Consider the following 16,017-nt stretch of genomic DNA (forward strand, 5'->3'; position numbering starts at 1 on the left):
AGGAAATGGTTTTTCAAAACACTCGATTTCACTTTTAGCATTGTTGAATGGGCTTGTGTAGCTGCTGCTTAGTGGTGGGTAGCGAAGAACAATTCCAAGAAGGCGAATCTGCCCGCGCTAGCCCTCCTGTACTCTTCCGTTACCCCACCCCCGGCCCCTCCGGGAGAGGGGTGCCAGACGCAGGATGTTACAGAACGCACCCCTCTCCCGGAGGATGCTGCGCATCAAGCAGCGAGGGCCGGGGGTGGGGTTAAAATAGCTCGTCTTTGGCTGGGGCCTTGTAGGGCTGGGGGGTGGCGTTGGATTTGGGGAGGCCGAAGAAGAAATAGAGGGTGCGTTTTGAGGGGCCGCTGACGTGGTTTAGTTCACTGTTGGGGCCGAGGTTTTTGGTGTTGGCGTCGATGTTGAGGGCCAGCTTGGTGCCGAGCGGTGGAATGGTTTCCAGGAACGACAAGTTGCCGACGGGCAGCGACGGGTAGGGCTTCACGCCAGACAAGCCGTAGAAATCGAAGAGGCGCACAAACAACCCTTTGTCGGGGCTGGCGACCAGGAATTTGCCTTCCACGGTGTTCATTTCCATCCAAGTGATGTCGGCGAAGTATCCTTTGAACTCGGGGTAAATCCAGGGGGCGGCGCCGGTTTGGGTGTTGTTGTAGGCGTTTTCCCACACACTTTCGCCTACGCCCTGCATGCGGTTTTTCCAGACGCGGTACGGGCCTTTGCCGAGCCACTTGGCGCCGAGCACGTAATTTTCGGGGTAGGTGAAGCTGATGCCGGTGAAGGGCAGGTCGCCGTTCACGGCGTACTCGTAGTCGAGGCGCAACCAGCCGTTGCCGTCCATCTTCCAGCGTACCGATTTCAGGTCGCCTTGGTAACTCATTTCCACTACCTCGCCGTCGGGCTCGGTGCGGCGCTTCAAACTGGTGAAGGTGGCGTTACCGCTTACCAGAACGGGGCCTTTGCCGAAGCTGAGCTTGTCGCCGCTGTTGCCTTTCACGTCCTGGATTTCACCGGTTTTCTTGTTGAAGCTAACCGTGATGCCGGCGGCTTGCAGCGTGAGGGTGCTGTCGGTTTCGGTGGCGGCTACGGTTGGTTGCTTTTCCGTGCCGGGCAGAATGTTGCGAAGCAAGCGGGTGTTGTCGCCGGTTTTCCAGGTCCATTTGTACACCAGGTTTTTCTGCGGGTCGAAGGCCGAGAGTACTAGGGCATCATAGTCCTGCCAGTTTTTGGGCAGCTTGAGCTTCAACTCGCCCTGGCCTAGCGGTGCTACTTTCGGCGAGGTAGCGCGGCTTTTCTGGAGCGTAGTCGAGCCGGTGAATACTTCGCCCGGCTGGCGGTAATTCACCAATTCCCACTGGAAGAAGCACTCATTCAGGTTGTTGTAGTGGTAGCGGTTTTCCACCGGAATAGTGCCCTTGAACTTGGCGGGCAATTCCTTCATGTCAATCTTGATGGGCGAGAAAATCTCGCGCAGAGCGTAGAAACTACCCTCCTTTTCGCGGTGCGGACCTACCACGCCGTCGGGCGCATTCACGCCGTTCACGTCGATGATGTTGTTCTGATCTGTGCGCACGATGCCTTCGTCTACCAAGGCCCACAGGAAGCCGCCGCCGGAGCGTTGCGACTTCCAGTGCAGGTCCCAAAAGTCGGCCAAACCCACGGCGGCCCCGCCGTCGTCCTGCGCGTGCAGGAATTCGGTGGGCATATAAATCAAGGAATCGGCGAGGATTTTTTGGGTGCTGTAGTAGTTCTCGTAGTGGTTGCAGTCGATGCCGTTGAAGGCGTTGCCGGGGCGGTGGTGGGCGTGGATGACGGGGCGGTTCGAGAGGTCGTAGCGGCCGTAGTCGTCGTCCAGTTCCTTGTTGGTGCCGCCTTCGTTGCCGTTGCTCCAGAAGATGATGCTCGGGTGGTTAACGTCTTTTATCACCATTTCGCGCACCAGCTTCTCCCCTACTTTGGTGCCGTAGGCCTTTTGCCAGCCGGCCAACTCATCGAGCACGTAGAGGCCGAGCGAGTCGCAGAGGTCCAGAAACTTGGCATCGGGTGGGTAGTGCGACATGCGCACGGCGTTCATGTTCATTTCCTTGATGAGCTTCACGTCCATCAAGTGAATTGAGTCGTTGAGGGTGCGGGCCGTTTCGGGCCACCAGCTGTGACGGTTGATGCCCTTCATCTTCACCTGCGTGCCGTTCACGTAGATGCCCTTGCCGCGCCGGATTTCGATGGTGCGGAACCCGAACTTCTCGGTGGTTTGGTAGAGCGTCTGGCCGCCCGCTTCCAGCCGGATGTTGGTGCGGTACATGTTCGGCTTCTCGGAGTTCCAAAGCAGCGGCTTGCTAACCGTGGTGCTGAGCTTCACCAGCGTATCGTTGGCGGCCGCGCGGCCCTGGGCAGTACCCACCACCTTGCCTTGTGCGTCCAGAATATCCGCCTTCACGTCGGTGGCTTGGCGCAAACCTTTGAGGGCGACATTGACGGCAAACGTACCGTCGGCGCGGGCATTGATGGCGGTATGCGGGATGAACTGCTTAGGATACGCTTCCAGATACACGGGCCGGAAAATGCCGCCAAACACCCAATAGTCGGCGAGGCGCTCGGCATTGTTCACGGTCGGTTCCGCCGACATCTTGCTGACAGTTATTTCCAGCAGGTTATCCTGGTCGTACTTCAGCTTGTCGGTGAGGTCGTACTTGAAGCGGTAGAACGCGCCCTGGTGAATGGGGCCGGCTAGCTGGCCGTTTACCTTCACTTCGGTATCGGTCATCGACCCCTCAAACACGATATACACCTGCTGGCCTTGCCAAGCGGCGGGCACCTTGAACTGATGCTTATACTGACCTTTCTCGTCGGCGAAGCGGAAATTCTTGCCGTAGGTTTTGTAGTCGCGGCCGTAGTTGTAGCTGCCAAAACCCTGCTGCTCCCAACTCGAAGGCACCTGAATGGTGGTCCAGGCGCCACTGCGGCGGCCGCCGGTGCAGTAAAAATCCCAGGTTTTGGTGTGGATGTTGTCGGTGCCGGAGAGGTACTGTACCTGCTTGCGAGCCGACGTTTGGGCCGCGGCCGGCGCGGACCAGAACAACGCGGCGCAGGCCAGCCAAGACAGTAGATTGGTCTTCATAGAAGATGATTCAAGGAAGTCGAGGAGTTCATTATCGTCCCAACTTACCATGGAATTTTTCTATCAGTAACCTGTAGTATCCTGCTTTTACCGACAATGGGATACCGACGTACCATTTGGCTTTAGCTGAACAGGTTTCGGTATCAGGCAGATACTCCCAAACCCAAAGCACTCCGCAGACACTCTATTCTTCTATGCGGCCCCTGAAGTTTAACCTAAGCGCAGGCTACGCATAGCCATGCTACCGCAAGCAGCACCCGGGCTATCTAGCTGAACACTCCCTCACTATTTACGCTACCTTGGTGGCCCCGACAGTTACAATCGTAGTCACTTTCTCGGTCGTTTATGCACCATACGCTACTGCTTTGCCTTGGGCTACTCCTAGCTATCTGCTTGCTTTTTACTTTGAGCCAGCGCTTACGCGTCCCTTATCCTATTCTGCTGGTACTGGCGGGGTTGGCTATCAGCTTCATTCCTGGTCTTCCCTTATTAGAGGTGGAACCAGACCTCATTTTCCTGATTTTTCTACCACCGCTTCTCTACGAAGCTGCCTGGTTCACTTCCTGGAAAGACTTTTGGAAATGGCGCCGAATTATCAGCTTTCTGGCGTTCGGCTTGGTATTCCTCACGTCCGGCATCGTGGCGTACGTTTCGTGGGCCGTGATTCCGGGCTTCACGTTGGCGTTGGGCTTTCTATTAGGCGGTATCGTGTCGCCCCCTGATGCGTTGGCAGCAACGTCGGTTATGCGTGATATGTCGCTACCGAGGCGCATCACCGCTATTCTGGAAGGGGAAAGTTTGGTGAATGATGCTTCCAGCTTAATCGTGTTTCGGTTTGCCTTGGCGGCGATATTGTCTGGCTCGTTTGTGTGGCAGCAGGCCGCGGGCAGTTTTCTGCTCGTCACGCTGCTTGGTATTGCCGTTGGCCTGGCCGTAGGAGTGGTGTTCTACACAATTCACCGCTGGCTGCCTACCACGCCTAGCACTCATACCGTTCTGACGCTGGTTACCCCTTATGTGATGTACGTAACGGCCGAAACGTGGCACGTTTCGGGCGTGATGGCGGTGGTGAGCGGTGGCTTATTTATGTCGTACCATAGCTCGCGCATCTTTTCGCCCATCAACCGGCGGCAGGGCATTAGCACCTGGACCACCGTTGGCTTCGTGTTGAATGGGGCTGTATTTATGCTCATTGGGCTGGAATTGCCCGTTATTACGGGTGCCCTAGGAGGCTATTCCAAACTCGAGGCTGTTGGCTACGGCTTGCTGATTAGCGCGGTGGTGATTATCACGCGCCTTGTTGTTGGCATGTTGGGCTCCCCTTTCAGTCATTGGATTAGCCGCTTCATTGAAGTCAGTGATGCCAATCCGGGCTGGCGGGGCCCCCTTGTTGTGGGCTATGCGGGCATGCGCGGGGTGGTGTCCTTGGCGGCCGCTTTATCTATTCCGCTGGTAGGCAATAACGGGCAGCCGTTTCCGGAGCGCAACTTGATCTTGTTCATCACTTTCGTCGTGATTCTGGTTACGCTAGTCGGCCAAGGCCTTACGCTGCCGCTGCTCATTCGCTGGATTGGGGTCGAGGACCGTGATAATCTGCGTCCCGAACACGAGCAGCGCAACACGGCCCGTCATCATCTTACCACCGTGGCCCTGACCCGATTGCGTGCCCTTTATCAACCTCACCAGCGTAACCACAACGGCTTACTTGACACGCTCCAAAAGAAGCTGGAGAAAGATCTGTACTTGATTACGCACCAGATGCAGCCAGTGGACCATCCCCACATCGAGCGCCAGGTAACCGAATACCAGCGCATCTACACCGAGTTGCTGCACGCGCAACGCGAGGAACTGCGCAGGCTCCGCGGCCAGGAAGAGTACAACGACGAGCTAATTCGCCACTTAGAGGCCCATCTGGATCTGGAGGAGGAAAAGCTGACGCTATTTGTTGAAGCACAGCATCAACCAACGCCTCAGACCTTGCACGAGCAGCAACACAACACGTAACGGGTTCACCAGAAATTCCAGTTAACACGCAAAAGCCGCATCAACAACAAGGCAGGCCATTGTAGCTTTCCTTGTCACTGATGCGGCTTTATGTATTGAGGTGGTCGGCTACTTCTTGCCTTTGGCCATTTCCATTTCCACGCTGGCCATGATGAACGGGCCGACGCCTTTGAAGTCATTCTTTTTGATGGGCTCACTCAGGTAGTACTCGTACGAACCGTCGCGGTACGGGTCGCCGCCGAGGCCGCCGACGCTGACCGTGCCGTTCAGGACCAGCAAACCGTTGGGCTCGGTGGCTACGAACTCCTTCACGATGCCTTGGTAGCCTTTCTGAGCCGGGGCGGCAAACTTCTTGTCGAGGTAGCCCATGCGCACGCCTTTGGCCAGCGCGTACACGAACATGCAGGAGCCCGAGGTTTCAATGTAGTTGCCTTTGCGGCCCGCTTGGTCGGTTACCTGCCACCAGCCGCCGGTTTTGGGGTCTTGGTACTTCATTAGCACCGGGGCTAGGCGCTGTAAGTTCTTAATGAGTTGGCCGCGCTGCGGGTGGTCTTTCGGGAAATAGTCGAGCACATCGACTAGGGCCATGGCGTACCAGCCGATGCCGCGGCTCCAGAAGTTGGGCGAGAGGCCGGTGGTTTTGTCGGCCCACTTCTGCTCCTTGCTTTCGTCGTAGCCGTGGTAGAGCAGGCCGGTTTTGGGGTCCACGAGGTGCTTTTCCACTTGCGCGAATTGCAGGGCTACGTGGTCGAAGCCAGCGGGCTGATTGAACAGCTTGCTGTACTCGGCTGAAAACGGCTCGGCCATGTACAGACCATCTAGCCAGATTTGATAGGGGTAGCGCTTCTTGTGCCAGTAGCCGCCTTCCTTGGTGGTGGGCTGGTCTTGCAACTGCTTGTGCAGCAGTTCGGCGGCGCGCTGATACTTCATTTTATCGAGGCCGGGCTGCTGCATGAGCGTAAGCAGCACGCGGCCGGCGTTGATGTTGTCGAGGTTGTAGTCGGCCATCTTGAAGTACTGGATGGACCCATCGGCGGGCAGCGAGTAGTCCATTGTTTTCACGATGTAGTCGAGGTATTTTTTGTCGCCGGTACGCTGCCACACTCGTTCAATCGACTTCAGCATCAGCCCATGCTCGTAGCCCCAACGGGCCGCCCGGTTGCGGCTGGCCGGCACCGAATCGGGGTAGAGATGCATAAATGAATCGGCCATTTGCTGCGACAACGGCAACGAGGTTTTGGACTTGTTCTGAGCGTATAAGCCGGAGCTAAAAGCCACTAGGGCCATCAGCAGGCAGAAACGCAGCATCGTTTTCAACTTCATAGTATTCATCGTGGATTCAACGGTCCAATAGTACGCTTGCAAACACCCGGCCGCATGTAGCTTTTTGGCCTGATTCAGTAGGAAACTAGCAGAATCAGCCAGCACCCGACATTTCTATTCTTTTCCCTAGACTGTCTGAAAAACCGAAGACCGTCATGCTTTGCTGTGCTCTGCATGACGGTCTTCGGTTTATCAAGCACTAACGCTTTAATACTACAACCGCCTTTTTCTTCACGTTTTGGCCGTATTCGATGTCCTTTTTGGCTTTCGAGGCGTCGGTGTTTACTAGGCGGACGTTCTTGGCTTTTTCGGCACCGGATACGCGTAGTAGTACTGTGGCGCCGGGGGCGTACTTGATGTTGTCGAGGGTGATGTTCTGGCTGTTGTGCACTTCCATCACGGGGTCGGTGCTGGTGGGCAACAAGGTCACGTTTTTGAGGCTGATGTTGTCGGCTTCGATGCAGACTAGTCCTTTGTCGCTCTGCAGCACGGCATTTTCGATGCTGATGTCCTTGATGGCCATTTCGGGCAGGCCGCGCACCATAATGCCGGTTTTGGCGCCGTTGCAGGTCACGTTGCGGATCTGGATTTTGCGGAATTGCGGCGTGCTTTCATCCACGGGTTTGGCCGGCGAAACAGGGCGCTCCTTGGAGCCCGCCACCTGCGGCGTGGGGTCCTTAATCATATAGTACATGTCGAACAAGATGGCCTCGCCGGGAATGTCTTTCATATCGATGTCCTGAATGAAGATGTTCTCCACGACGCCCCCGCGGCCGCGGGTGGTTTTGAAGCGCAGCCCGATGTCGGTGCCAATCATGGTAATGTTGCTCACGTACAGGTTGCGCGCCCCGCCCGACATTTCGCTGCCAATCACGAAGCCGCCGTGGCCACGGTACACCTTGCAGTTGCGAATGATGAAGTTCTCGGTGGGCATGGCCCGCTTGCGCCCCTGCTCGTTGCGGCCGGATTTGATGCAAATAGCATCGTCGCCGGCGCTAAATGTGCAGCCTTCCACGATACCGTTTTTGCAGGATTCTAAATCCAGGGCGTCGGTATTGGGCGTGTAGGGGCCGTTGAGCACGTTGATGTTGCGCACGATTACGTCCTCGCTGCGCATGGGGTGCACGGTCCAGGCGGGTGAGTTCTGGAACGTAACGCCCTCAAAGAGCAGCCGCTTGCACTGGTCGAGCACCAGGAAATCGGGCCGCAGATAATCCTTGATGTCCTCGAAATCCTTGATTTCCGATTTCTCCTCGGTTATCACGCCGGCTTCCTTCACGGTAGTGCCTTTCAGGCTTTGGGCCGAGGGGTACCACCGGTCCTGCTTCTCGTTCAAGAAGCCGCCCGAGGCCACTAGCTGCTTCCACTCGCCTTCCGTGGAGCGGCCTTTTTGCACCATCCACCACGCTTCGCCGGCCCCGTCGAGGATGCCTTTGCCGGTTATGGCTACGTTTTCTAGGTTCTTGCCGTAGATCAGGGCTTGGTTGCGCACGGCATCGAGGCCCTCCCAGTTGGTTTTGTGGAGTTTGTAGTCAGCGCGGTTGTCGCTGAACTGGACTAGGGCTCCGGCCGCAACGTGCAGGTTTACGTTGCTGCGCATCTCAATCGGGCCGGTTAGCCACTGCCCGCGCGGCACGAGCACCACGCCCCCACCCTTCTGGCTGCATTCGTCTATGGCTTTCTGAAAGGCCGCGGTGTTTGACGTTAGGGCATCGGCTACTGCGCCGTACTTGGCAATGGAAAATGTATCAGCGCGAAACGAAGTGGTTTTGACGGGTGGCAAAGCGGATTGCTGAGCCACGGCCACGCCAGGTAAGCTAAGTAAGGAGAGAAAGGCAAGGGACTTTATCATACTACTAGGTGGAAACAGGAGGATTATCGAGCCTAAAGCAAAAGCTAGAGCATTAGCTTTTGCCCAATATTACTTACGGCATCTTGCTAAGTCCTTCCCAGCGCACTTTCCAGCCTTTCGGGATGCCGGGGTTTTCTTCTTTGCAGCCGTCGTAGCCGGCGCACATGAGAGCCACAGCCGAGAGCAAGCCGCCGTTGCCGGGCAGGTAGATGGGCAGGCGGTCTTCCTGATAGTTGTGGCCGCTGGGCAAGTAGGTGTTCTTCTGCACCTTCATTAACAGGGCGTCCACGGCTTTGTCGGGCATGCCCAGGCGGGTGGCCGTCATGGAGGTCATCGGGAAGTCCCAGCCCCAGGTTTTGTCCCAGCTCCAGTCTTTCCACACCAAATCAAAGGTGCGGCGCATGGTAGCAGCATCCACCTGGCCGGTGGCGGGCATCACGCCTAGCGCGCCTAGCACTGAGGGATGGTCGGTTTTGAATTCGGGATTGGTGTAGGAGTCGGGGGCCGACTCAGTAGCCAAGTACACGCCACCGGCTTGGGGCAGCTTGGAGAGCTTGGCTAGCACCTCGTCCCACTTGGCGTTGCGCGGCTGGCCCTGGCGAATGCGCCACTGCTGGGCCATATTCAAGGCCCAATTCCAGTATACTAGCTCGAAAGTAGGGTTGAACGTTTCCTCGGCCTTGAACCGCTCTTGCGCCGGAATGACGCCTTTGCCGAGGATGTACCGGTCCTTATCCTTCTCATAGAATGGATAGGAAGCCATAAAATCGGCCGTGGCCGCTACCCTATCCTGGTACAGCTTCAACGTAGCCGCGTTGGGGTGGGCACGGTACATTTCCTCAGCGAAGTAGATCATGTGGGGCTGCTGCCAAATCAGAAATGCCCCCACCGACGACGGTCCTTCCTGACCCCACGGGTCCGTCATTTTCTGCCACCGCACGCCGTCGTAGCCCTGGCGCTGGGCAATCTTGCGGGCCTCGGCGCGCACATCGGGGCGGGCGTACCACACGAGGCTCTTCTCCAGCAATTCAGGGCGACCCCACAGCGCGAAGTGCGCCGAGTGCCACCAGTGCATTTCCAGGTGCGGCCGGCCGTACCAGCTGTTCAGCACCAGTCCGGTTTCCTGCGGGGGCTGCGAGCCGGCACCTTGCAGCCGAGTCAGGTACTGCGACAATACCACGCGCCGTTCCAGCTCTTTGGCCCGCGGGTCAGTGGTGCCGCTGAAGTCCACGGCGGCGCCGCTTTTCCAGAATGTGGGCCACTGCTGCTGGCTGTTGGTGCGCGTGGCGGCAAACGAGGGCGCGACGGCAGGCCGCGGCGCGAAGCGGCAACCGAACTCCAACACCGCGCCTTGCTTGTCCGGCGTGAGGATGAATTCGTGCGCTTGACCGGTGGTCAGGGTGGCGGGCTGCTGCCAATTCAGCGCCACCGCGTACGTGGTAGTATCGAGCTGGTGCGTCAGCAGCGCCGCATTTTTCTTTGATTCCGTGATGCTGGATTTGTGCTGCTCGGTGTGGGTGTAGTCGGTACCCATATCGGCCCAGCCGGCAGTAGGCCACGGGAAACGCAGGGCCACTTTCAGCTGCCCGGTTTGCAGCAGCTTGGATTCCACGCGGGCTGCTACAGCATCCTGCTGCTGGTGCCCCACGGTCACGACGTCCACCGGCACGCCTTCCAGCGTGAAGTGGCTCTTGATTTCACCGGTCCAGGGGTTAAGGGTCTGCCGGATGCTGCGCAGGTCCTTGATGGTGGCGGGTTTGCCGTTCTTTTTCACCAACACGAACCCCAGGTTACCGAGTTGCAACCGGTGCGGATTTGCCCGCAGAAAATCTACGGCGTCTTTGTTGCCGGGCTCCTTCCGCTGCACCGAGTAGCTGACCTTGCGGCCATTCAAGTCATAGTCGCGCAAGGTGGCGTCGAACTTGTAGCCCTCTTTGTTCGGGAAGCTGTGCCAGCCCCACTCCGACTGCGTCCCCAGCGGCACGCCCTTTTCATAGTACATCGGAAAGGACTGCAAGCCCGTCACGTCCACCGTGAAAGCAAACTGCCCGTTCCCCACCGACAACGACGACAAGGTGTCGCTCGTGGTATTCACGACAATGTGGCGCTCCACCAGCGCCTTCCGGTCGATGGGTGTTTTTTGCGCCATCAGGGGCTGGATGGTACTGAGCAACAACAGACTTGAAAGCAATTTGGGGAGAGGTGGCATAGAGGAACGTTTCGAGGGCATTAGGTTCTCGTACTGCGCAAATGGAAGCATAGATTTTTTGCGGCGTGACTTAGGCTAAAGCTTGAGGCTGGCTAGAAGCTAGTTTTAGCTCTCCTTCCAGTAGCCTCATCGTTTTCAAAGGTTATTCGCGTACCAGCGTCACGCTCATCAGCCCGATTACTACATCGTTGGAAAGGGCTTTTAGGGTGAGGCTTTTGAGTTTCTTCTTGGGGTTGAGGGGTAGGTCGAGGATGTTGGCGGCCCCGCCGTCGATGGCGCGGGTGCTGAAGCCTTTGATGCTGGTGTACTGCTTGAAGTCGCGGGTGATGAGGCCGGTTTTGAGGTGGACGCGGAAGGGTTTGGGGGCACCGGTGGTGAAGGCAAAATCGTCCTGCAAATAGTCTTGCTCGATGGGCGCCCAATTGTCGGGGTTGCGCAGCGGCAGCGTTTCGGTGGACTTGTCGGTGTAGGTTATCAGCACTACCCCGTTAGTGAGTTGGCTTTGCATGGGGTTGGTGGAACCCGCCATGAGCAGGTAGGCATGAGAAGCTTTGCCGCGCAACGGCACGGTAGCCTGCTCAGCGTAATTATCCCACTGCGACACAAACAGAATGTTCTTCTCCCCGGCAGTGCCCGGTGTGCGCAGCGGCACGCCCCACGGCAATTTGATTTCGTTGCGGGCGCCGGCTAGCTGGCGCAAACCAGCATCATCAATAGTGGCTTGTGTGAGCGGGTAGCACCAGTTGCCAATGCCTTGCGTGGGAAGCTGCAAGGTAGGACCAACGGGACGCGGCGAAAGGTATTTGTTCTGAAAAATCTGCGTCACCTTATCGTTGAAATACGAAGCCAGGTTCACGGTTTCATAACTACCCTTGCCGACGGTGGTTGGGGCGCTGCCATTCCAGTCCATCAGCGTGGACGAAACGCGCTGCCCTTGCCCCCACTCCACTCGCACCGCATTGCTGCCAACTACGGTGTTGGCAACCGGCACCTGCACTTCATCGGAAACCGCGTTGGCCGGCACCTGCACGGTAGTTTCCAGAGCGTTCTTGCCAGTATTCACCGTCACTTTCGCGCTTAGGAGCTCAGATGTGTGGTTCTGCAACCGGAAGCGCAGGCCACCTGCCGATTCTTTTTCGGGCATGATGGCAACGGCCTCCTTCACCTCCATAGGCAGCGGCGCCCACCAAGTCAGGCTGCCCTGCTGGAGTTGTACAAACACCGTGCGGCTGCCAGGCAGACCTGCTACCTGCGCCGCCAGGGTTGATTGGTTGGGTTTGGCATCACGAAGAACCTGCTGCGGGTCGAATACTTTACCTACCGTAGCGTGCGGAAAACGGATTGCTAGTGCGGAGCCGGGAGCATACGCTGGAGCTAGCGCTACGGCATCCGGCGCATTGCCTTGCCACTGAATTTGCACCACGTATTTCGCCGCTGGCTCACTGTTGATTTCTATGACAGGCTGGCCCACGGCTTCTGCTACGCTTTTCCATTGCACCGGCTGGCCGTTCACGGTTATGGCTGCGGCTACGGCACGGGCCTGCACTTGTAGGCGCAGCTTCAGGGGTTTGGCGAAGGTGGGTGTGATGGTGTACGTGTCCTGCTGGCCTTGGCGGCGGAAATCAAACGCCACATCCGGCACGGTCAGCGCCGCTTGGTTCCAGGCAGCAGGTAAGCCGGGGCGAACAGTCAGTACGCCTTCTAGCGCATTGGGCACGATGCCGAACAAGCCTTCCACCAACGAGCGAGAAGCCATGCCCACCGGGTCGGCGAAGTCGCGGTACAGTTCGCCGCGGTGGGCATCGTAGAAGGAAACCTGCTGGAAGTTGCCGGGGCTCGAACCCAAGTACATGCTTTCCAGCAAGGCGCTTTTCCAGAGCTTGAACGCCTCCTCGGTGCGCCCGCCCTGCCAGTTGGCTAGCGTGGTGTGTAGCACTTCCGCCATGGCCACGTTGTTGATCGACCAGTCGTAGGGCTGCCAGTTGGTGGTAGAGAGCAGGTAGTAGCCTTCATCCGTCAAGCCAGCGGCCCGGACGGGAATGTGCGGTATCTCAGCATCCACGTAACGAAGCGCCTGGTAGGCCTGGAAGGCATCGGGCACCTGCGAATCGAGGGCGTGGTAGACGGTCCAGATACCAGCGGCAGGGTGCAGTTGCTTGAGGCCGAGGGCATCCTGGTATTCAGCGTACCAGCCTTTGGCGGGCATCCAGAGGCGCTGGTCGAGGGCCTGCTTGATGCGGGCAGCCTCCTGCCGATACGGCGCCGGATTTTCACCGATTCGTTGCGCCAGTTCCGCCGTCAGTAGGTTGGCCAGGTAGTTATAAGCCGACGAATGCGTGACGGCGCCGCCGCTGTATTGCAGGGCATCGGAAGCCCAAATAGCGGCGTAGGCATCATAAAGTCCATCATTGTCTTTGTCGAAGTTGCGCTTCTCCCAGGCTAAATGGCGCTGTAGCACCGGAAACATTTCCTTGGCAAAAGCCAGGTCACCGGTCCAGTTGAAATGGCGCAACAACTCGTCGATGAACACCAAGTTCATGTCGTAGTGGTGAGGCCGGAAGTCGCCGCCGGGGTTGCGGCTGATGTAGCCGCTGCTGAACACCGACGTACCTAGCTTTTCCTGGTGGCGCGCCAAATTCAGAGCCGTATCCATCACCACTGGCCCCGTACCCGGGCTGGTGAGCTGCGACTTGGCGTAGGCCCGAAAGTGCGTTTGGGCTCGGTCGTGCCAGCCAAGTGGGTCGGCGGTGTAGGCGCCGCGCCAGCCGTTGAGCGGCATCCGCCAGGCAATGGCCCCGTGCATGTAGCTCGGAGACTGCCAAATGGCATCGGCCGCAATACTGAGCGCCCCGCCCACCGTGTTGATGTACGGGTCGGGCGTGCTTACCTTGATGCGGCCCGCTAGTTTTTGCCGGTCAGCTTCTGCCTGCTCCAGGGCTTTCGGCAAATCAGCGTAGCGCAACGCGGTGGCTTGCTGCGGCACTTGCACCGCGAAGTACAACGGCTCCCCTGCCTTCACCTTCAAAGTACCGGCCAGTGCGGGTGCAGTGGAACCCTTGGAAGCAGCAAACTGCGTCGGCGACTCTTGTTGCGCGGCATCGGCTACGTGCAGCGTGGCGCCGGGCGGCACCACGCCTACCAAGCTTTTTTTGTCGATTCTGGCTACTGTTTCGCCTTCTTTCTTCTTGGCCGCTACGCCGTAGGTGAGCGTAAAGGCGTTGCGTTGCAGTTGGAACTCATTGCCTTGGCAGTATTCCGGCTTCAGGTAAAAGCTCGATTCGGGGTCGGCCCCGATGTCGCCGTCGCGGCTGAACTTCTTACCCGTAACGCCGCCAAAGGCCCATAACAGTTGTACTTGGCCCGCGGGCACGTCCGTGAACTGCGCCCGCACCACTAGGCCTTCGGCCTCGGCCATGGCCTGCACTTCCAGTTGCAGCTTGCCTTTGCCTAGCAAGGGGTCGGAAATTTCGTAAAGCATGGCGCCCGGCCGGTAGCGGGCCACAATGTTTTCAGCGGCGATAAGCCATTTGCTGCGTCCATCGGCGCTCAGCAACCCAAATTTCAGGTTGCCGCCCATGCCTGGCAGATACAGCGCAAACTCCGGCAGGTCACCGGTTTCCACCCGGAACGCGGTGTTGGTGCCGTAGAGGGCCCGGGTAAAGCGCTTGGTGCCGTTCCGAATAACGAAGTCAGTGCCGTCGGGCTGGTAGCGCAGGGTGCGTTGCTGGCCGTGCCAGAGCGGCAGCTCGGGTGCAACCGGCTGCTCCGACTGCGCCAATAGCGGCAAATCAAGCAACAAGGCTACGCCAAGCAGCCACGGCCGTAATTGAAAGCTACTCAACGCTTGTGCACATCTGGTTAAGGGGCTTTCGCTCATTCATCAGTCAGTAAAAAACCCGGCCCAAGTGCCCTTAGGAAACCTGAAGAGCACGTAGGCCGAGCTACCATGCGCTACGAATTAGTATCCGGGGTTCTGCTCATACAAGTAAGAGGAAGCCGCTAGCTCGTTTTGAGGCACCGGGTACAGCAGATCATTTGCGTTCAACGGCTTCCGAATCCGGGTGCGCGTGTCCTCCTTGGCAACCCACGTGTTCATAATCGTCACGGCTTGGCCGGAGCGGACCAGATCGTGCCAGCGGAGCCCTTCGCCCGCAAATTCGCGGCGGCGCTCTTCCATAAGTTGCGGTAGCGTCACACCGGTCAGAACGGAGGCCGTCAGGCCGGCCCGGTCGCGCACGCGCTTCACGAGCTGGTCTGCTTCCGCATTAGGTCCGTTTTTGCGGATCAGGGCCTCGGCTTTCATCAACAGAATGTCGGCGTAGCGCATCACAATGAAGTTAATGGGCCAGTCGGTGCGCGAGGTGCCACGTAAGGCGCCGTTTACGTACTTCTTGAAAGCGGGCCTGGTTTCTACCGCTACCGGCGTGCTGGTGGTGGTATACCCGATTTGCATCGTCACGTTCTTGCGAACATCGGCAGCGGCGTAGCTGGCTACCAAGTCGTTGGAAGGCGGGCGCAGTTCATCCCCCGTACCGAAGCCCGTACCCGCGCCAATCGACTGGAAGTAGTTGTTGGTCAGCAGAATCGACGGGAAGGATGCGCCTGCCCCAAGACCACCGCTGATGTATTGCACATCGAACAACACCTCGCGGTTGTTTTCGTTGGTGTAGGAAAACACGTTGGCGTAGGCGTTGGCCGCCGTGCCCGCCGCCGTTATCAAATCATACCGGCCGCTCCCGATAACCTGGTTGAGCAAGGTGAGGGCGGCGTCGAAGTCGTTGGTGCCGAGGCCGGGGCCTTCTATCCCGTAGGTAGGGCCCGACCGGGTGAGATACACCAGCGCCAGCAACCCACGGGCCGCCCCGTTGGTGGCACGGCCCACGTTGGTGGTCGTGTAGGAGTCGGGCAGCTTCTGAATGGCGTCCTCTAGGTCGGCAATAATCAGGTTGTACACGTCTGCTACCGGGGTGCGCGGAACCTTCACCACTGCCTGGGGCTCAAGCGGGGTTTCTACCAGCGGCACCTTACCGAAGTAGCGCACCAAATCGAAATAGTACAGGGCCCGCAGAAACTTGGCTTCGCCTTCCGTGCGCAACCGAACATCGTCGGCTAGCAACGAGCCGTTTTTCGCAATTTGGTCGAGCACAATATTTGCCCGATACACGCCCACAAAATCGGTGGTCCAGGTATCGGCGGGGTACTCGTTGGAGGCAATGGCAACGGAAAAGTTGTTGATAGGTTCCCACGTCCGAATGCCCTGCGTGCTGACGCCGTAAATGTTGTCGGAGCGGGTTTCCGACATAGTCAGCTGACGGTCGGGGTAGTCGCGCAGGTTGCTGTAAACGGAGTTGATGGCTTGCGTGAAGTCGTCGGCCGTTTTGTAGAAGGTGGGAACCGAGCCGTTGGAAATAGGTGCTTGTTCGAGGTCTTTGTCGCAGGCGCTCAGCATCAGTACGCTAACTACCAGAGCCGAGAGAAGGGTCTTTTTCATGGTATACAGTCGGCTATCGA

At 58.1% G+C, this 16,017-nt stretch carries 7 protein-coding genes; 1 reads left to right on the forward strand and 6 read right to left on the reverse strand.

Annotated elements, in window-relative coordinates; all coding sequences use genetic code 11:
• Window positions 1-250: 250 nt before the first annotated feature.
• Entirely contained in the window at window positions 251-3,118 is a 2,868-nt protein-coding gene (locus tag MTX78_RS14220) for a glycoside hydrolase family 2 protein (protein WP_243795430.1), read from the reverse strand.
• 405 nt (window positions 3,119-3,523) lie between these two features.
• Here MTX78_RS14220 and MTX78_RS14225 point away from each other — a divergent pair, with 405 nt between their 5' ends.
• Complete coding sequence (locus MTX78_RS14225) at window positions 3,524-5,122, forward strand: Na+/H+ antiporter (protein WP_317258901.1); 1,599 nt, start codon at window positions 3,524-3,526, stop codon at window positions 5,120-5,122.
• Between the two features lie 108 nt (window positions 5,123-5,230).
• On the opposite strand, the gene MTX78_RS14230 is transcribed toward MTX78_RS14225, so the two are convergent.
• From MTX78_RS14230 to MTX78_RS14250, 5 genes are all read right to left on the reverse strand, one after another.
• A complete protein-coding gene (locus MTX78_RS14230) occupies window positions 5,231-6,445 on the reverse strand; it encodes a glycoside hydrolase family 88/105 protein (protein WP_317258902.1) in 1,215 nt (404 codons plus the stop codon).
• 199 nt (window positions 6,446-6,644) lie between these two features.
• Window positions 6,645-8,297: a glycoside hydrolase family 28 protein gene (locus MTX78_RS14235; protein ID WP_243795439.1), complete on the reverse strand. Its 1,653-nt coding sequence runs from the start codon at window positions 8,295-8,297 to the stop codon at window positions 6,645-6,647.
• Between the two features lie 73 nt (window positions 8,298-8,370).
• Window positions 8,371-10,506, reverse strand: coding sequence for a hypothetical protein (locus MTX78_RS14240; protein ID WP_243795441.1), 2,136 nt, complete (start codon window positions 10,504-10,506; stop codon window positions 8,371-8,373).
• A gap of 142 nt (window positions 10,507-10,648) precedes the next feature.
• Window positions 10,649-14,347: a DUF4450 domain-containing protein gene (locus MTX78_RS14245; protein WP_243795443.1), complete on the reverse strand. Its 3,699-nt coding sequence runs from the start codon at window positions 14,345-14,347 to the stop codon at window positions 10,649-10,651.
• A gap of 117 nt (window positions 14,348-14,464) precedes the next feature.
• The gene (locus MTX78_RS14250) at window positions 14,465-15,997 is read right to left on the reverse strand and encodes a RagB/SusD family nutrient uptake outer membrane protein (protein ID WP_243795445.1); all 1,533 of its coding nucleotides are present in this window, start codon (window positions 15,995-15,997) and stop codon (window positions 14,465-14,467) included.
• Window positions 15,998-16,017 lie beyond the last annotated feature (20 nt).

Source organism: Hymenobacter tibetensis, from assembly GCF_022827545.1.
Classification (GTDB): domain Bacteria; phylum Bacteroidota; class Bacteroidia; order Cytophagales; family Hymenobacteraceae; genus Hymenobacter; species Hymenobacter tibetensis.